This is a genomic window from Paraburkholderia sp. SG-MS1 (assembly GCF_012275575.1).
GTDB lineage: Bacteria > Pseudomonadota > Gammaproteobacteria > Burkholderiales > Burkholderiaceae > Paraburkholderia.
Genome location: NZ_NPIH01000258.1, coordinates 12689 through 28458, shown reverse-complemented (window position 1 = coordinate 28458; position 15770 = coordinate 12689). Strand labels below are relative to the sequence as shown.

General features: G+C 64.0%; 13 protein-coding genes. 6 read left to right on the top strand and 7 right to left on the bottom strand.

Going from position 1 to position 15770, the window contains the following annotated elements; translation table 11 throughout:
• Window positions 1-8 precede the first annotated feature (8 nt).
• The gene (locus tag CIC12_RS26250) at window positions 9-1004 is read left to right on the top strand and encodes an aldo/keto reductase (protein WP_168668410.1); all 996 of its coding nucleotides are present in this window, start codon (window positions 9-11) and stop codon (window positions 1002-1004) included.
• 77 nt (window positions 1005-1081) lie between these two features.
• Here CIC12_RS26250 and CIC12_RS26245 read toward each other — a convergent pair whose 3' ends face one another.
• The 5 genes from CIC12_RS26245 to CIC12_RS26225 all read right to left on the bottom strand — a co-directional run bounded on the left by CIC12_RS26245 (window position 1082) and on the right by CIC12_RS26225 (window position 9195).
• A complete protein-coding gene (locus tag CIC12_RS26245) occupies window positions 1082-1642 on the bottom strand; it encodes a YbhB/YbcL family Raf kinase inhibitor-like protein (RefSeq protein ID WP_168668408.1) in 561 nt (186 codons plus the stop codon).
• 35 nt (window positions 1643-1677) lie between these two features.
• On the bottom strand, window positions 1678-2457 hold the full coding sequence (locus CIC12_RS26240; protein WP_168668451.1) for an ROK family protein: 780 nt from the start codon (window positions 2455-2457) through the stop codon (window positions 1678-1680).
• Window positions 2458-2572: 115 nt separating this feature from the next.
• Window positions 2573-4189 (bottom strand): glucose-6-phosphate dehydrogenase, encoded by a 1617-nt coding sequence (gene zwf / locus CIC12_RS26235; RefSeq protein ID WP_168668407.1) that lies wholly within the window; start codon window positions 4187-4189, stop codon window positions 2573-2575.
• Window positions 4190-4341: 152 nt separating this feature from the next.
• Window positions 4342-7167 carry an MGH1-like glycoside hydrolase domain-containing protein gene (locus tag CIC12_RS26230; protein ID WP_168668405.1) on the bottom strand — a complete coding sequence of 942 codons (2826 nt, stop codon included), beginning with the start codon at window positions 7165-7167 and terminating at the stop codon, window positions 4342-4344.
• A gap of 51 nt (window positions 7168-7218) precedes the next feature.
• Window positions 7219-9195, bottom strand: coding sequence for an amylo-alpha-1,6-glucosidase (locus tag CIC12_RS26225; RefSeq protein WP_168668403.1), 1977 nt, complete (start codon window positions 9193-9195; stop codon window positions 7219-7221).
• A gap of 210 nt (window positions 9196-9405) precedes the next feature.
• Here CIC12_RS26225 and CIC12_RS26220 point away from each other — a divergent pair, with 210 nt between their 5' ends.
• The 3 genes from CIC12_RS26220 (at window position 9406) to CIC12_RS26210 (ending at window position 12337) form a co-directional block, all read left to right on the top strand.
• Window positions 9406-9711 (top strand): hypothetical protein, encoded by a 306-nt coding sequence (locus CIC12_RS26220; RefSeq protein ID WP_168668401.1) that lies wholly within the window; start codon window positions 9406-9408, stop codon window positions 9709-9711.
• A gap of 59 nt (window positions 9712-9770) precedes the next feature.
• Complete coding sequence (locus CIC12_RS26215; RefSeq protein WP_168668399.1) at window positions 9771-11915, top strand: phosphocholine-specific phospholipase C; 2145 nt, start codon at window positions 9771-9773, stop codon at window positions 11913-11915.
• A 158-nt stretch (window positions 11916-12073) separates the two neighbouring features.
• Window positions 12074-12337: a cupin domain-containing protein gene (locus CIC12_RS26210; protein WP_168668397.1), complete on the top strand. Its 264-nt coding sequence runs from the start codon at window positions 12074-12076 to the stop codon at window positions 12335-12337.
• A gap of 75 nt (window positions 12338-12412) precedes the next feature.
• On the opposite strand, the gene CIC12_RS26205 is transcribed toward CIC12_RS26210, so the two are convergent.
• Window positions 12413-13528, bottom strand: coding sequence for a succinylglutamate desuccinylase/aspartoacylase family protein (locus tag CIC12_RS26205; protein ID WP_168668395.1), 1116 nt, complete (start codon window positions 13526-13528; stop codon window positions 12413-12415).
• Between the two features lie 40 nt (window positions 13529-13568).
• Entirely contained in the window at window positions 13569-14336 is a 768-nt protein-coding gene (locus CIC12_RS26200) for a transporter substrate-binding domain-containing protein (protein ID WP_168668393.1), read from the bottom strand.
• Window positions 14337-14464: 128 nt separating this feature from the next.
• On the opposite strand from CIC12_RS26200, the gene CIC12_RS26195 reads away from it, so the two are divergent.
• Together CIC12_RS26195 and CIC12_RS26190 are read left to right on the top strand one after the other, a co-directional pair.
• Complete coding sequence (locus CIC12_RS26195; protein WP_168668391.1) at window positions 14465-15385, top strand: LysR substrate-binding domain-containing protein; 921 nt, start codon at window positions 14465-14467, stop codon at window positions 15383-15385.
• Between the two features lie 90 nt (window positions 15386-15475).
• Complete coding sequence (locus tag CIC12_RS26190) at window positions 15476-15709, top strand: hypothetical protein (RefSeq protein WP_446728040.1); 234 nt, start codon at window positions 15476-15478, stop codon at window positions 15707-15709.
• Window positions 15710-15770 lie beyond the last annotated feature (61 nt).

Here is a 15770-nt window from a genome sequence, read left to right as displayed (position 1 = left end):
TGCCGACCATGCAATACCGTCAATTCGGCCGCACCGGCCTGACCGTTTCTCGTCTATGTCTCGGCACGATGACGTTCGGCCTCCAGACCGGGGAAGAAGTCTCGCATCGCATCCTCGACACCGCGGCGGCCGCCGGCGTGAACTTCATCGACATGGCCGATGTTTATCCGCTCGGCGGCAGCGAGCAGATTGCCGGGCGCACGGAGGAGATCGTCGGACGCTGGCTGAAGGGCAAGCGCGAGCGCTTCATTCTCGCGACCAAGGCGGTGGGCAAGATGGGACCGTCGGCGTGGGACCAGGGTGCGTCCCGCAAGCATCTGCTCGATGCGATCGACGCGTCGCTGCGTCGGCTGGGCACGGACTACGTGGACCTCTATCAGCTCCACTCCGACGACGCGAACACGCCCCTGGACGAAACGCTCGAAGCACTGGATACGATCGTGCGCTCGGGGAAAGCGCGCTATGTCGGCGTATCGAACTTTCTCGCGTACCGGCTCGCGCGCGCGTTGGGACGCGCCGACGTGTTGCGCGTCGCGCGCTTCGTGTCGGTCCAGCCGCGCTACAACCTGCTGTTCCGTCAGATCGAACGGGAGTTGCTGCCGCTGGCCGCCGAGGAGCAGCTGGCCGTGATGCCGTACAACCCGCTGGCGGGCGGCTTGCTGACGGGCAAACACCAGCTGGATGCCGCGCCGGCGAGCGGGCGCTTCACCGAAAGCGTCGGCAAGGCCGGCGCGATGTACCAGGAGCGGTACTGGCATAAGCGCGAGTTCGAGACGATCGAACAACTCAAGGCGATCGCGGCGCAGACCGGCGAATCGTTGACGCGGGTTTCTCTTGCGTGGGTGCTGGCCAATCCACTCGTGACGTCGGCGATTATCGGCGCGAGCCGCGCGGAGCAGTTGAGCGATACGCTCGCGGCATCCGAACTCGTGCTCGATACGCCGGTCAAGACGCAACTCGATGAGGCCAGTGTGCAATATCGCTGGGGGGACGCGGCCCGATAAGCCGCGCCCGTTTCACAGCGGTTGCGCAGCGGTGCGGCGACGCGAACCAGCGCCGCGCCGCCGCGAACCGCGTTGCGTCAGCGTCCGTATCGCAGCACCGTGCTCGTCGCGGCAATGACGTGATCCTTGATCGCCGCAAGCAACGCATCGCGGGTCAAGCCGGCCGGCAAGGCATCGGGCGGCAGATCGAGCGCGTAGACCTGGGCGACGTAGTGATGCGGCACGTCCCCGATCGGCGGACACGGCCCATAGTAACCAGTAGCGCCCGTGCGATTCGTACCGGCGATACTGCCGGGCGGCATGGCGGCCCCCGCTGCGAGCCCCGTCGTCGACGGCGCGATGCCGTACAGCACCCAGTGCACGATGCCCAGTCCCTTCGCACCGTCGGGATCGAAGATCGTGACCGCGAAACTTTTCGTACCCGCAGGCGCATTACGCCATTGCAGCGCCGGCGACACGTTGCCGCCCCCGCAATTGTTGGCGCTTGCCGCATGGCTGGAATCGAGCGCGCCGCCGTCGGCCAGACCCGGCGACGCGACCGCGAACGCTTCCACCGCGTACGCCTGCGCGCTCGCCAAAGCGAACACCGCGCAGGCACCGGCGCAGCGCAAACGTCTTGCAAAGCCGTTTTGCGTCATCGTGAATCACTCCTCGAAGGCTTGTTCAGCGCGCATCACTTGAACGGCCCGCTGCGTTGATTCGCTTCGGGCAACTGTCGCGTTTCGCGCACCGAGCGCGGATGCCATAAGCGCGCGCCGCCTTCGATACCGGCATCGTTCGAGACGGTCGCCACGTTCGCCGGCAGATCGAAGTCCAGACGCGCCGCGTTGCCGCCGCCGATCCACAATTTGTCGTAGTTCACCAGCGAGGCCAGAATCCCGATCACCTTGTGAACGCGCCGGTTCCAGCGCTTGTTCCCCGCCTTCTCGCGCGCGGCCTCGCCGATGTACTCGTCGTACGCGACGCCCTTCTTGCTGACCGGATGATGGGCGAGTTCGAGATGCGGCATCAACTCGCCGTCGCGGAACATGGCGGTGCCCGCGCCGGTGCCGAGCGTCAGCACGAATTCGAGGCCATGTCCTTCAATTGCGGCAAAGCCTTGCATCTCGGCGTCGTTGATCATGCGCACCGGCAAGCCGCCGAGGCGCTGCGCCAACGCGTCGGCGAGCGGGATATCGTGCCAGCCTTCGAGCCCGAAGTGCGGCGCGGTCAGAATGCGGTTGTTGCGCACCACGCCCGGAAAGCCGATCGACATCAGCGTGGGTGTCGCTTCGTCGACGAGCGGTGCGACCAGCTTCGCCAGCGTATCCACCAACTGATCCGGCGTGCACGGATGCGGTGTGGCCACTCGCACCCGCTCGGTTTTCATCTGGCCGTCCGCGTCGATGATCGAGGCTTTCAGGCCGGTGCCGCCGATGTCGATAGCCAGAATCCGCTCGGCGCTGCCCGCCACTTTCGTCTTGCCTGCTGTCTTGCCTGCTGTCTTGCCTGCTGTCTTGCTTTCTTTCTTGCTCGCTGCCGTACGTTTAGTCACGGTGTCCCCTGTTGAGTTGGTGCGCGTGTTGGCCTTACTTCTTACCGACTGGATTCCTGTTCAACGGCCGCCATGCATGGCCGTCGCGTGCGAGCAGCGCGTCGGCCTGCGCAGGGCCCTCGCTGCCGGCCGCATAACCGTGCACCGGCATGGCGCCGCCGCCTTTCGGATGCAGCACGTCGTCCACCGCGCACCAGCTCGTTTCGATGCTGTCGGCGCGCTGGAACAAAGTCTCGTCGCCGAGCATGCAGTCGTACAGCAGCGTCTCATAGCCGACGTTGGCGCTCGCCGCGAAGAAGTCCGCATAGTCGAACGACGACTGCACCGCGCCGATCTGCATCACCGGCCCCGGCGTTTTCACGTTGAAGTCGAAGCTCGTGCCGTGCGCGGGATCGATGCGCAAGGTCAGCACGTTCGGCGTCAGCGCGTCGACCGGCGTATCGCGGAACAGACGGAACGGCACCGGCTTCAGTTGCACCGAGATTTCCGTGCGGCGCGCGGCGAGGCGCTTGCCGGTACGCAGATAAAACGGCACCCCGGCCCAGCGCCAGTTCTCGACGAACACGCGCGCCGCTGCGTAGGTCTCGGTGGTGCTGCCGGGCGCGACGTCCGGCTCCTCACGATAGCCGACGCCCGCCGGACCCTTTTCGTATTGCCCGAACACGACGTCGTCGGGTGTGAGCGGGCGGATCGCGTCGAAGATTTCAGCCTTCTTGTCGCGCACGGCTTCGGCATCGAATGAATTGGGCGGCTCCATCGCGACCATGCCGAGCAACTGGAACAAGTGGTTCGGCACCATGTCGCGAAACGCGCCGGTCTGTTCGTAGAACTTGCCGCGCCCTTCCACGCCGATCGTTTCCGCCGCGGTGATCTGCACACTGTCGATATATTCGCGCCGCCATACCGGTTCGAACAGCGCATTCGCGAAACGCACCGCGAGAATGCTCTGCACGGTGTCCTTACCGAGAAAGTGATCGATGCGATACACCTGCTCTTCTTTTGCGTATGACAGTATGTGCGCGTTCAGATCGCGCGCCGAGGCGAGATCGGTGCCGAACGGCTTCTCGATCACGAGACGGCGAAAGCCGCCGCCGTCACTCCCCCCGCCTTCCTTCAGCAAGCCCGCTTTGCCGAGATGCTCGACGATCGGCTTGAAAAAACGCGAGCCCACCGCGAGGTAGAAGATCACGTTGCCGCCGGGCGACTGCGCGAGCTTCTGCTTGAGCTTCGCGAAGGTGTCGTCGGATTCGAATTCGCCCGCCATGTATTCGAGGCGTTGCGCGACCCAGTCCCATGCCTGGTCGTCGAGCTTGCCGGCGTGGAAGGTGCTGGCTTTGTCGGCGGCGAATTGCTGGAGCGACTTGTGCAGCTCTTCGCGCCACTCGGGCGTCTCGCGCTCGCCGTGATTGACGCCGATGATCTTCATCGCGCCGTCGAGCAGGCCGTCCACCGCGAGGTTGTACAGCGCGGGCATCAACAGCCGTTTGGTGAGGTCACCGCCAGCGCCGAAGATCACGAGCGTGCAAGGCGGTGCGGGCCGCTTGCCGGGCGGCGACGCCGGCGCATCGTGTGGACTCGCGCTGACCTTGCAGCTCGGCGCCTGAGCGGCGGCGGGGTGATCTGAAGCCTGGGTGTTCGGTGTAGTCGACATGGGATTCACTCGAGGAAGCCAATGGGATGGACGTGGCGGCACATGAAAGACCGCGTTTGAACCCACACAGTTCACAAAAGATCACGCCAATTGCAAGATGCGCGGCGTTGCAGGCCGATGTCACCCGCCGCGTGCGGGTCGGCCGCGGCGCGTTACTTGGTCACGGGAACTGCGACTGCGGGCTCGGGTGCAGGTTCTGGCTTGAGCACGCGTGCCGGGGTTGCGGTGTGCGCCGCAGCCGCAGCCCCGGCCGACACGGGAATCGGCGACCGCTCGGGCTCGCCCGCCAGCGGCACGTTGCCCGATGCCGCCATCGCACGCGGCTGCAGCAGCAACGCGACCAGCCCGCTCCAGCCGGTCTGGTGCGAAGCGCCGACGCCGCGCCCGTTATCGCCGTGAAAATACTCGTGGAACAGGACCAGATCAGCCGACTTCGGGTCGGCCTGCAACAGTGGATACGCACCCATCACCGGCCGCTCGCCGTCCTTGTTCTTCAGGAACAGCGTGGTCGCGCGGCGCGCGAGTTCGTCGGCGATTTCGCTCAACGAGAACTTTTTCCCCGAACCGGTCGGATACTCGACGCGGAACTCGTCGCCGTAATAGCGGTGAAATTCGTAGAGCGATTCGATCAGCAGATAGTTGACCGGCATCCACACCGGGCCACGCCAGTTCGAATTGCCGCCGAACACGCGCGTGTCCGACTCCGCTGGCAGATACTTGACGCAGAAACTATTGCCGTTGTGGTTGAACACGAACGGCTGATCGCGATGAAAGCGCGACAGTGCCCGCACGCCGTGATCGGACAGAAACTCGCTTTCGTCGAGCGCACGCCGCAGCAACGCTTTCATCCGATGACCGCGCAGCAGTGACAGTAGCAATGCATTACCCTTGCCGGGCTCGTTCCAGCGCGACACGAGCCTCGCCAGATCCGGCCGATGCTCGAGGAACCACACGAGCCGCTCGCGCAGGCACGGCAGCTCGCCATGCAGACGCTCTTCGAGCACGTGCACGGCGAACAGCGGAATCAGACCGACGATCGAGCGCACCCGCATCGGCACGTTGCTGCCGTCGGGCAGGCGCAGCTTGTCGTAGAAGAACTCGTCTTCGCTGTCCCAGAGGCCCGTATCGCAGCCGTCGTCGCAACTCACGGCTTCGGCGATATACAGGAAGTGCTCGAAAAACTTCACGCCGATATCGACAAACACGTGGTTCGCATACGCGAGTTCGAGCGCGATGCGCATGAGGTCGAGCGCATACGCGGCCATCCATGCGGTGCCGTCGGCCTGATCGATGTGGCCGCCGGTCGGCAGGGGCGACGAGCGGTCGAAGATCCCGACGTTATCGAGCCCGAGAAAGCCGCCCTGAAAAATATTGTGACCGTCGGCGTCCTTGCGGTTCACCCACCACGAGAAGTTCAGCAGCAGCTTATGGAACACGAGTTCGAGAAAATCGCGATCCGCCTTGCCGGTCATTGCGCGATCGATCTCGTAGACGCGCCACGCCGCCCATGCATGCACGGGCGGGTTGGCGTCGCCGAGCGCCCATTCGTAGGCGGGCAGCTGGCCGTTCGGATGCTGATAGCGATCCTTCACCAGCAGCAGCAACTGACGCTTCGCGAACGCCGGATCGATCAGTGCAAACGCGGCCGCATGAAACGCGAGATCCCACGAGGCGTACCACGGGTATTCCCACTTGTCGGGCATCGACACGATGTCCGCATTGCACAGGTGCCGCCAGTCCGCATTGCGGCCGTGTTTGCGGCTCGCGGGCGGTGCGGGTTGCAGCGGATCGCCCTCGAACCAGCGTTGCACGTCGTACTGGTAGTACTGCTTGGACCACAACATGCCGGCGAGCGCCTGGCGCTGCACGAGGCGCGCGTCGGGATCCGCGATTTCGTGTTGCAGCGCGCCATAGAATTCGTCGGCCTCGGCGATGCGGCGCGCGAATAGAGCGTCCGCGTCGAACTGCCCGTCGTCGGGCGCCGACTGCGCGCGCCAGCGCAGGTACACCACCGCGCGCCCGTGCGGGCCGAATTCGAGCGCCGCATGCGCGCCGGCCTTGGTGCCGGCGTCGTGACGTACCGCGTGCTGGTCGCCGTGCACGAGATAGTCGTTGAAGCCGTCCTTGAACGGACCCGCGCCGTCCATGTTGAACAGACGCTTGACGTTGGTGTCGTTCTCACAGAAAAGCCACGCGAGCTGCGGCGCGTCCTTCGACCACGCCGTCACGACAATCGGCTCCTGGCCATGCTGACGCCCGATCAAATGCGCCTCACCGTTGTGGTCCGTGCCCGCGACCAGCGACGGCTTGTCCTTGTTCTCCTTCCACGACCACGAATTGCGCGCCCAGATTTGCGGCAGCACGTCGAGCGACGCGGACTCGTCCGCGCGATTCTCGATCGTCACGCGCATCACGATGTCGTCGGGCGCGTGTTTCGCGTATTCGACCTGCACGTCGAAATAGCGCAGATCGTCGAACGCGCCGGTATCGAGAACCTCGTACTCCGGCATGTCGCCGCCACGGCGCGCGTTTTCCTGCACCAGGTCTTCATAAGGGAAAGCCGCGTGCGGGTACTTGTAGAGCATGCGCATGTACGAATGCGTCGGCGTGCCGTCGAGGTAGAAGTAGAGCTCCTTCACGTCCTCGCCGTGATTGCCCTGCGCGTTGGTGAGGCCGAACAGGCGCTCCTTGAGGATCGGGTCCTTGCGGTTCCATAGCGCGAGCGACACACACCAGCTCAGCTTGTCGTCGCCGAAACCGGCGATGCCGTCTTCGCCCCAGCGATAAGCGCGGCTGCGCGCATGATCGTGCGGAAAGGAGTCCCAGGCGGTGCCGTCCGCGCTATAGTCCTCGCGCACCGTGCCCCATTGACGCTCGCTCAGATACGGGCCCCAACGCTGCCAATGGGCGCAATCGGCCGAGTGCAGGCGGGCGCCTTCGAGAGTGGCGAGCAGATTCGCAGCGCGCAGCGGTGGCATAACGTCGTCCTTGCTTCGGGCCTGGCGGTGGGACACACATCGTAGCGCGGATTACCCGGCGATGGGCGCCAACCGGGCAAGCAGATCCTCGATGCGCAGCAACTCCCCGAGTGACCACGCCTGAAACGGCGTGCCGGCGGGCGCATGCGGCGCGTCGCCGTCGGCGATTTCCGAGAGGTGGTCGAGGCCCGCGTGATCGAGATGCGCGTAGAGCGGGTCGAGAAAGCGCGCTCTGGCTTGCGCGCGGGTCTGCTCCGTCGCGCCGTGAACCCGCAGCCACGCTTCGACGAACGGCCCGAGCAACCACGGCCAGACCGTTCCCTGATGATAGGCGCCGTCGCGCTGCAAGGGAGAGCCGCCGTAGCGTCCGCGATATGCGGGATCGGACGGTGCGAGCGTTCTCAGACCGAGCGGCGTGAGCAACTGCGCTTCGACCTGGTCAAGCACTGCGTGCGCCGCCGCGCCGTCGAGTAGCGGGAACGGCAGGCCGCCTACCGCGAAAACCTGGTTCGGCCGGATCGCACGATCTATCGCACCTTTTACGTGATCGACATCGACGTTATCGAACAATGCCTGTGTCGACGGATCGACGAAGCGTTCGCGAAACGCTTGCAACACTCGCTCGGCCGGTTGTTGCCACTGCGGGTTCCATGCTGCTGCGATGCGCAACGCGTTACTCCACAGCGCCTGGACCTCAACCGGTTTGCCGATGCGCGGGGTGACGACCCAGTCGCCGACTTTCGCGTCCATCCACGTAAGTTGCACACCGGGGACGCCCGCGCTCAGAAGACCATCGTCGGCGCAGGCGCGTATGTTGAAGCGCGTGCCGTTCGTGTAGCCGGTGAGGATCGCGTCGGCGGCCTGTTGCAGACGCGCGCGGGTCGCGGCGCCCGCATGACCGGTGGCCAGATAGTCATGCACGGCGACGATGAACCACAAGGACGCGTCGACGGAGTTGTATTCCGGCGTGTCGCCGTAATCGGGGAAGCGGTTCGGCAGCATGCCTTCGGACAGCGTGTCCGACCATTCGAGCAGGATCGACTCGGCTTCGTCTAGACGGTTCGAAGCGATCAGCAGGCCGCGCATCGCGATGAAGGTGTCGCGGCCCCAGTCGGTGAACCACGGAAAGCCCGCGAGAATCGTGCGGCCTTCGTTGCGCGAGACCACGTAGGCATCGGCAGAGCGTTGCAGGCGCGAGCCCAATGCGTTGCGGCGTTGTTGTTCGAGATGGGCGAGCTCGGCTGCATGGGTGGCTGCTGTGTATGTGGGCGCTGCCGCGCCCGCTGCATTCGACGCGCTCAGAATCATCACCGCTTCACCGTCGTGCAGATCGAAGCTGAACACCCCAGGCGTCGCGAGATCTTCGCTGAAGTCGAGACCGCGTTCCTGCTCGCGCACGTAGCAGAAGTTCCGGTACCAGTCAGGCGCCTGCATATAGACGCCATTCGTCGCGGCATGAATGACCGGCAGGTCACCATACGGTTGCCAACTGACGCATGCGTGATCGTCGCTGATCCGCGCGTCGACATTGAATGCCGCGTTTTCATGATGCAGCGCGTGATAATCGCGCCCCGACAACAATGGCCTGACCTTCAACACAGGTGCGCTCATGTCGCCTGCCACCTCAGCGCTGTCCAGCCGCCAACGCAAAACCGTTTCACGCGTCGCGTGACTGACGAATAATTCGGCAATCACCACGTTCAACGTGTCAAGTCGAATGCGCCATGTCGGCCACGGCGCAGTATCGAAGCCGGTGAGACTCGCACCCAAATCCGGATAGGTCACGTTCGGCACATAGCGCTGCGAGCTCAACGGATAACGCCGCCCTCGCGCTTCCAGCCACGCCTCCACACCGTTGACGAGCACGACACGGCCGCCCGGCGCGCGCGTCGCGTTCAACAGCAACGCGTGATAACGGCGCGTGCGCGACATGCCCACGGTGCCCGATGCGAAACCGCCGGCGCCGTCGGCTTCCAGCCATTCATCTTCGAGACGCGTAATGTCGAAGGGTCGTTCGGTGCGTGTCATGGACTAACCGGTTATGCAAAGCCGTGAATCATTCGGTATGCCAAAAGCATCAGGCAAATGGCATGACGGTGACTATTGTCCTTCTTATTGCTTTCCACTTTCTTTCGAAATACAAACGAATGGCGAAAGTTATGCTGCTCGCAAACGTTTCACAATTATTTCTTGAAAGGAATAGAGACTGCACTCGCTTTCACGAAACCGGATGCAGACATGAGAAGAGACAAACGCCTCGCGAGCGCCGCCTTGCTCGCACTCGCCATCTTTGTGTTGAGCGCGTGCGGCGCGGATGACTCTCCATCGACGGCGACGTCTTCGGCGCCTACCGCTGAGGACGCGGCGCAACGTCCGCCGACCTTGTCGGCTGCGCTGCCCGACGCATCCGCCCCGCTCGCGGCGAACCCCGCCGCCGCGTCCGATCCGATCACGCAAAACATGCAAGCCAGTCTCGCTGCCGACAACCAGCAAGTCGCACCCGTCATGCACTACGCCCCCGGCGACAGCGCCAGCAACAACTGACCTGCTTTTCACAGCGCGCAGAGGCGCGCTATTCTTCCCCCCGCAGAAGGTGATATTCAATGACATCAACTAGCCGTCGCCGTTTCCTGCAGACCGTGGCTTCTTCCGCCGGCGCTGCCGCCGCGCTGACCGCGCTGCCCGAGTCGATCCGCAATGCGTTGGCCGTGCCCGCGTTCTCGCGCACGGGCACGATCCGCGATGTCGAGCACATCGTCGTGTTCATGCAGGAGAACCGCTCGTTCGACCACTACTTCGGCCATATGCGCGGCGTGCGCGGCTACAACGACCGCTTCCCGATTCCGCTGCCGAACGGCAAGCCGGTGTGGTACCAGCCGTCGAAAGCGGACGCCACCAAGCCGGTGCTGCCGTTCCATCTGGACACGTCGACCACCAGCGCGCAATGCGTCGGCGATCTGGATCACTCCTGGTACAAGACCCACGCCGCGATCGACGGCGGCCGCTACGACCAGTGGCCGGCCAACAAGACCGACATGACGATGGGCTATCACCTCCGTAGCGACATTCCGTTTCACTACGCGCTGGCCGATGCGTTCACCACCTGCGACGCATACTTCTGCTCGCTGCCCGGCCCCACGCACCCGAACCGCTCGTATCTGATGACTGGCACGGTCGATCCGACCGGCACGCTCGGCGGACCGCTTCTCGACAACAACGATTTCGTCGACGGCGACGGTCCGCCGAATTATCAGTTGCTCTCGTGGACCACGTATCCGGAGCGCCTGCAAGCCGCTGGCATTTCGTGGCAGGTGTACCAGCAGGGTACGACGGGCTCCGATCCGTTGAACGGCAACTACGGCACCAACATCCTGCAGAATTTCACGAACTTCATCAACGCGCAGCCGGGCTCGCCGTTGTATGAGCGCGCACAAACCGTGCGCACCATCGACGACCTGAAGGCGGACGTGCTCGCGAACAAGCTGCCGCAAGTGTCGTGGTTGTGTCCGCCGGCCGCGTACTCCGAGCACCCGCAATATACGCCCGCATACGGTGCCGAATACACGTCGCAGATTCTCGACGCGTTGACGTCGAATCCCGAGGTGTGGAGCAAGACCGTGCTCTTCATCATGTACGACGAGAACGACGGCTTCTTCGATCACATCGTGCCGCCGCAACCGGCGACGACCCCCGCGCAAGGCAAGTCGACGGTCAGCACCGAAGGCGAAATTCATAACGTGGTCAATCCCGCGCGCGGCGGCAGTTATACCGCCGACGGCTTGCCGTACGGCCTCGGCCCCCGCGTGCCGATGACGATCGTGTCGCCGTGGAGCAAGGGCGGTTTCGTGTGCTCGCAGGTGTTCGATCACACGTCGGTGATTCGCTTCATCGAAACACGTTTCGGCGTTCACGAACCGAACATCACGCCATGGCGCCGGGCAGTGTGCGGCGACCTGACCACCGCATTCGACTTCCGCACGCCGGACTCGAAAGTGCCGCCGCTGCCGGACACGAGCAACTACAAGAGCATCGCCGACAACCAGTGCGCGACGCAGCCGAAGCCGATCGTGCCCGCGACGCCGGGCGCGATCGATCCGCAGGAAAGCGGGATTCGTTTCGCGCGTGCATTGCCGTACGAACTGCATGTGAATGGCGACGCGGACGTGAGCCGCAATACGTTCGAGATCTCGATCGCCAACACGGGCGACCAGGGTGCGCATTTCTATGTGTACTCGAGCAACCGCACGGATGGTCCGTGGCGTTATACCGTCGAAGCGGGCAAATCGCTCAGCGAGTCCTTCGACCTGACGACGACGAACGGCGTGTACGCGTTCGAAGTGTTCGGGCCGAACGGCTTCGTGCGCAAGTTCGCGGGCAACGCGCAGCCGACGAAGACGCAGAACTCGCACGGTCTGGGCCTGTTAGGCAACAAGCCGGCGCTGCCCGAAGTGAAGGCGCAATACGACGTCGCGAACGGCAACGTGTTCCTGAAGTTCAGCAACAGCGGTGGCGGCATCGCGCGTTTGACGGTGACGGATAACGCGTACGGGGCGCGCACGCGCCCGGTGCTGGTGCCGGCCGGCGTGCATCTCGAAGAGGTGTGGGTGCTGGCGGCGAGCCATCACTGGTACGACCTGACGGTGACCAGCAATGACGATGCAAGTTTCTCGCGGCGCTTTGCGGGTCACGTTGAGAATGGGCGGCCGAGTATCAGCGATCCGGCGGCGGTCGCGCCCGTGTTGGTGTGAGGTGAAGCGGCGGGGCTTCGCTATAGAGGCGGAGCCCCTGTCGAAAGCACTCCGCTGCGCAGGGGGACTGTCGTCATGCGTATCCTCCAGGCCCCCAGCACAAAACAACGCATCGCGTTACAGTGAGTCTCCCCTCACCGTACATCGAGACAACTCCCATGGATCGCAATACCTTCACCGAAAGCCTGACGAAAGAAGGCTTTCCCGATGCCGTAGTCGTCACGCGCGAAACCGGCACGATGGACGTGCACGCGCATCTGTTCGAAGCCAAAGCGCTGATCCTCGAAGGCGAACTGCACATACGCCTCGGCGACGAAGAACGCTTGTATCGGGTCGGCGACGTCTTCCACGTGCCGGCTAACAAAGCGCATTCGGAACGCTATGGTCCGAATGGCGTGACGTATCTGGTCGGAAGGAAATAGAAAGGCGCGCCGCGAGCGATGTATGCGTTGCTGACGTCAAACCGCACAACGCATCCGCGCCGCCCGCGAAAAAACTCAAGCCCCCAGCAACACGCCCGTCCTGAACGGCCGCGTTCCGGTCACCCGTCCCAACGGCGCCCCTGCCGTCACGAAGCGAATCGCGCGACGCATATAAAGCACGCCTTCGGTATTGCTCGTGATCGTGGTCGTCTCGTCGGTGAGCGGATCGACGATATCGAACAGAGCCTGCCCGACGCAAATCGTCTCGCCGATCTTCGCGCGATGAATCAGAATCCCGCTGACAGGTGCGTAAAACTGCTCGCTGCCCGCGAGGGGCGTCGCAGGCGCAAGCAGCGGCGGCAAAGGCCGCACGTCGAGCCGGATCACATTGCGCCACGCAAGATAATCGACTATCCCGTCCGCATCCCGTTGCGCCACTTCGTACGAGACGTCGCGCTGACCGCGACATTCCACCGTCACCGCGATCGTGCCGGTAGGCACCGGTTTGCTCGCGGGCATGGCCTGCTGCAAGGTCCACCACAAGAGGCTATGCGTTTCGTCGAACGACTCGCCGCCCGAGTTGGTCGCGAGCAGCGAGGCCTCTGCGCCGAGATAGCGGGACAAGGGCTCGAACTCGGGCCACGCCGCTTCGCTCGTGTACAGATGCATCGCCGCTTCGAGCGAACAGTGCAGATCGATCACGACGTCCGCATCGAACGAAAGTTTGAGCATCGCCAGTTGCAGCGACTCGAATTCGGTCAATGGCTTGTGTTCGGCCAGTTCAGCCGCGATCAACTCGCGAACGATGCGCCGGTTCTCCGTCGCATCCGAACCCAACGCGTCCTTCGCGCGTGGGACCAGCTTCGAGAACTGCAGGAAGTGCCGATTGAAGTTCTTGCCGCTGCCGAGATCGAAGCGTCCGAGAAACTGACCGAGCACGTACTGACCGAGTCCGACCGGATTCGCCACCGGCACCAGCACGATTTCCGCATTCAACGCGCCCTGCTTCTCCAGTTCCAGCAGCCGGCGCTTGAGTAGAACAGTCGTCAACATCGCGGGCGTTTCGTCGGCATGCAGCGACGACTGGATATAAATCTTCTGCCCGCTATTTGTCGGGCCGAAATGAAACGACACCAGTTCGCGGTGCGTGCCGATAGCCGGCGAAAGAAGCGGAATCGATTGCCTGTTCATGAGCGGAAAGCCTGGGGAAGAAGAGTCGCGAGTAAAAGAATCAATTGCCGTACGGATCGAAGTCGAAGTACTTCTTCGCGATCTGTGCGTACGTGCCGTCCTTGAGCATCGAAGCAATCGCCGCATTGATCGACGCCTGCACCGCGGTCTCGTCCTTGCGCAAGCCGATGCCCACGCCGCGATCGCCCATCGACAGCGGTTCGCCGACAAACGCAAAGCCCTTGCCCGCCGGCGTGCGCAAAAACCCAATGTCCGCTTCCACCGACCCGAGCAAGGCGCCGTCGAGGCGTCCGTTCTGCAAGTCGGCAAACACGTCGTCCTGGCTCTTGTACGCGGTCACGTGCGCGCCGAGCGGCGCCCAGTTCTTCAACGCGTAGCCTTCGAACTGCGTGCCCGACTGCACACCGATCTGCTTGCCGGCCAGTGCGCTCACGCCGCCCGCGAGCGGCGAGCCTCGACGCGCGATCAGCCGCGACTTGAACTGGAAGATCTTCGACGAAAACAGGATCTGCTGCTCGCGTTTCTCCGTGATCGCCATCGACGACAGAATCGCGTCGATCTTGCGAGCTTGAAGCGCCGGAATCATCCCCGAGAATTCGAGTTCCACCCATTGGCAGCGCGCCTGGATGCGCCGGCAGATTTCGTTGCCGAGATCGACGTCGAAACCCTTGAAGCTGCCGTCGGGCGCCTTGGCGTCCATCGGCGGATAGCTCGGATCGATGCCGAGGCGCAGCGTGCCGGCTTCAGCGGCAAACGCGCCGCTGCTGAAAGTCAGCGCGGCGCTCAGGATCATCAGCGGAATTTTCATGGGACACGAAATGTGGGAGGGACGAAGGACGACTGCGCCATCGTATGTCGCCCCCGCGCCTCCAAGAAGTCCCGTTCGAACTATCATGATCACTTTTACCGATCACCGGATCATCGAACGGAATCCTCATGGCGTTGACGATCTCCCAGTTGCGCGCCTTCACGGCGGTCGCCGAGCACGGCAGCCTCCGCGCGGCCTCGCGCGCGCTCGGCATCGCGCAGAGCGGCATCACACAGCAGTTGCAGAACCTCGAATCGATGCTCGGTGCGACGCTGTTCATCCGCACGAATCGCGGCATTGCGCTGACCGCGCTCGGGCAGCGGCTGTTGCAGCGGGCCGGCGCGATCATCGGAGAGTGCGAGCGCGCCGAGCAGGAAGTGCGGCAAGTGCGCGGCGACTATGTCGGCGAGGTCACGTTTGGCATGACGACCGAGCCGCTCGTCGACGCGTTCGCGCCGGTGCTGATGGAATTTCGCACGCGCTTCGAGCGCGTCGCGGTGCATTTGCGCACCGGCACGTCGCGCATGATGATTTCGTGGATTCGCGAAGGCACGCTCGACTTCGCGGTCGCGCTCGTGTCGAAGCATACCGACACGGCCGATCTGTCGGTCTCGCCGCTGTACACGTCCGATCCCGTGATCGTGTGCCGCCTGGGTCATCCGAAAGCGGGGGCGACTTCGCTCGCCGAACTGGTCGACTGCACGTGGGTGGCGACGCGCTCGCCGAATCTCACCGAAGATCCGCACGTCAACCGGCTGAGCCATCTGTTCGAAAGCCACGGCCTGCCGCCGCCGAAAATCATCGCCACCGTGGAAGGCCTGTACGAGACGCTGCATCTGGTCGGCGCGACGGACTGCCTGTCGCTGGAATCGTCGATCGTGGCGAAACGCGGGCCGTTTGCCAGCGCGCTCACGGCGATCGCCGTGCGCGAGCGGGCGGTCGAACAGAACGTCTGCCTGCTGCAGCGCGCGGCGATTCCGCTCACGCCCGCCGCACAGGAACTCGCGACGATGATCGCGTCATACACGCGCACGGTACGGGCACGGTGACGCCGGCGGAAATCGCTTCGATACCGTGGCCCAGGCCCATCACGGCATCGACCATCGCCTCGCAGACGCGCGACAGATGCCCATAGTCTCGTGCGCCAAGGTCTCGGCATCGCGATCGTCAATCCGCTGACCGCCGTCGATTTCGGGGGGCGCCATCTGCATATCCGGGCGCTCGCCGTGTCGTTGCCGTTTCGCGTGAGCGTGATACATCCGGAGCATCGTCCAAGCCATCCGCTGGCCGCTGCGTTCGTCAAGGCGCTGCAAAGCGAAGCCGCCGCCCTGCGGCTACAATTGAAAAGCCATGCTGGACAGCGGCGCCCATAACGCCGCCGCCCGGCACACGACCCACACTCGCGCGAGCCGTCGCGAATGCCCTGCGCCGGCA

Excerpts from the sequence above, each read along its gene's own strand:
- CIC12_RS26220 (WP_168668401.1), top strand. The coding sequence starts at position 9,406 with ATGAGAAGAGACAAACGCCTCGCGAGCGCCGCCTTGCTCGCACTCGCC.
- CIC12_RS26245 (WP_168668408.1), bottom strand. The coding sequence starts at position 1,642 with ATGACGCAAAACGGCTTTGCAAGACGTTTGCGCTGCGCCGGTGCCTGC.
- CIC12_RS26210 (WP_168668397.1), top strand. The coding sequence starts at position 12,074 with ATGGATCGCAATACCTTCACCGAAAGCCTGACGAAAGAAGGCTTTCCC.
- CIC12_RS26200 (WP_168668393.1), bottom strand. The coding sequence starts at position 14,336 with ATGAAAATTCCGCTGATGATCCTGAGCGCCGCGCTGACTTTCAGCAGC.
- zwf (WP_168668407.1), bottom strand. The coding sequence starts at position 4,189 with ATGTCGACTACACCGAACACCCAGGCTTCAGATCACCCCGCCGCCGCT.
- CIC12_RS26205 (WP_168668395.1), bottom strand. The coding sequence starts at position 13,528 with ATGAACAGGCAATCGATTCCGCTTCTTTCGCCGGCTATCGGCACGCAC.
- CIC12_RS26215 (WP_168668399.1), top strand. The coding sequence starts at position 9,771 with ATGACATCAACTAGCCGTCGCCGTTTCCTGCAGACCGTGGCTTCTTCC.
- CIC12_RS26195 (WP_168668391.1), top strand. The coding sequence starts at position 14,465 with ATGGCGTTGACGATCTCCCAGTTGCGCGCCTTCACGGCGGTCGCCGAG.
- CIC12_RS26250 (WP_168668410.1), top strand. The coding sequence starts at position 9 with ATGCAATACCGTCAATTCGGCCGCACCGGCCTGACCGTTTCTCGTCTA.
- CIC12_RS26230 (WP_168668405.1), bottom strand. The coding sequence starts at position 7,167 with ATGCCACCGCTGCGCGCTGCGAATCTGCTCGCCACTCTCGAAGGCGCC.
- CIC12_RS26225 (WP_168668403.1), bottom strand. The coding sequence starts at position 9,195 with ATGACACGCACCGAACGACCCTTCGACATTACGCGTCTCGAAGATGAA.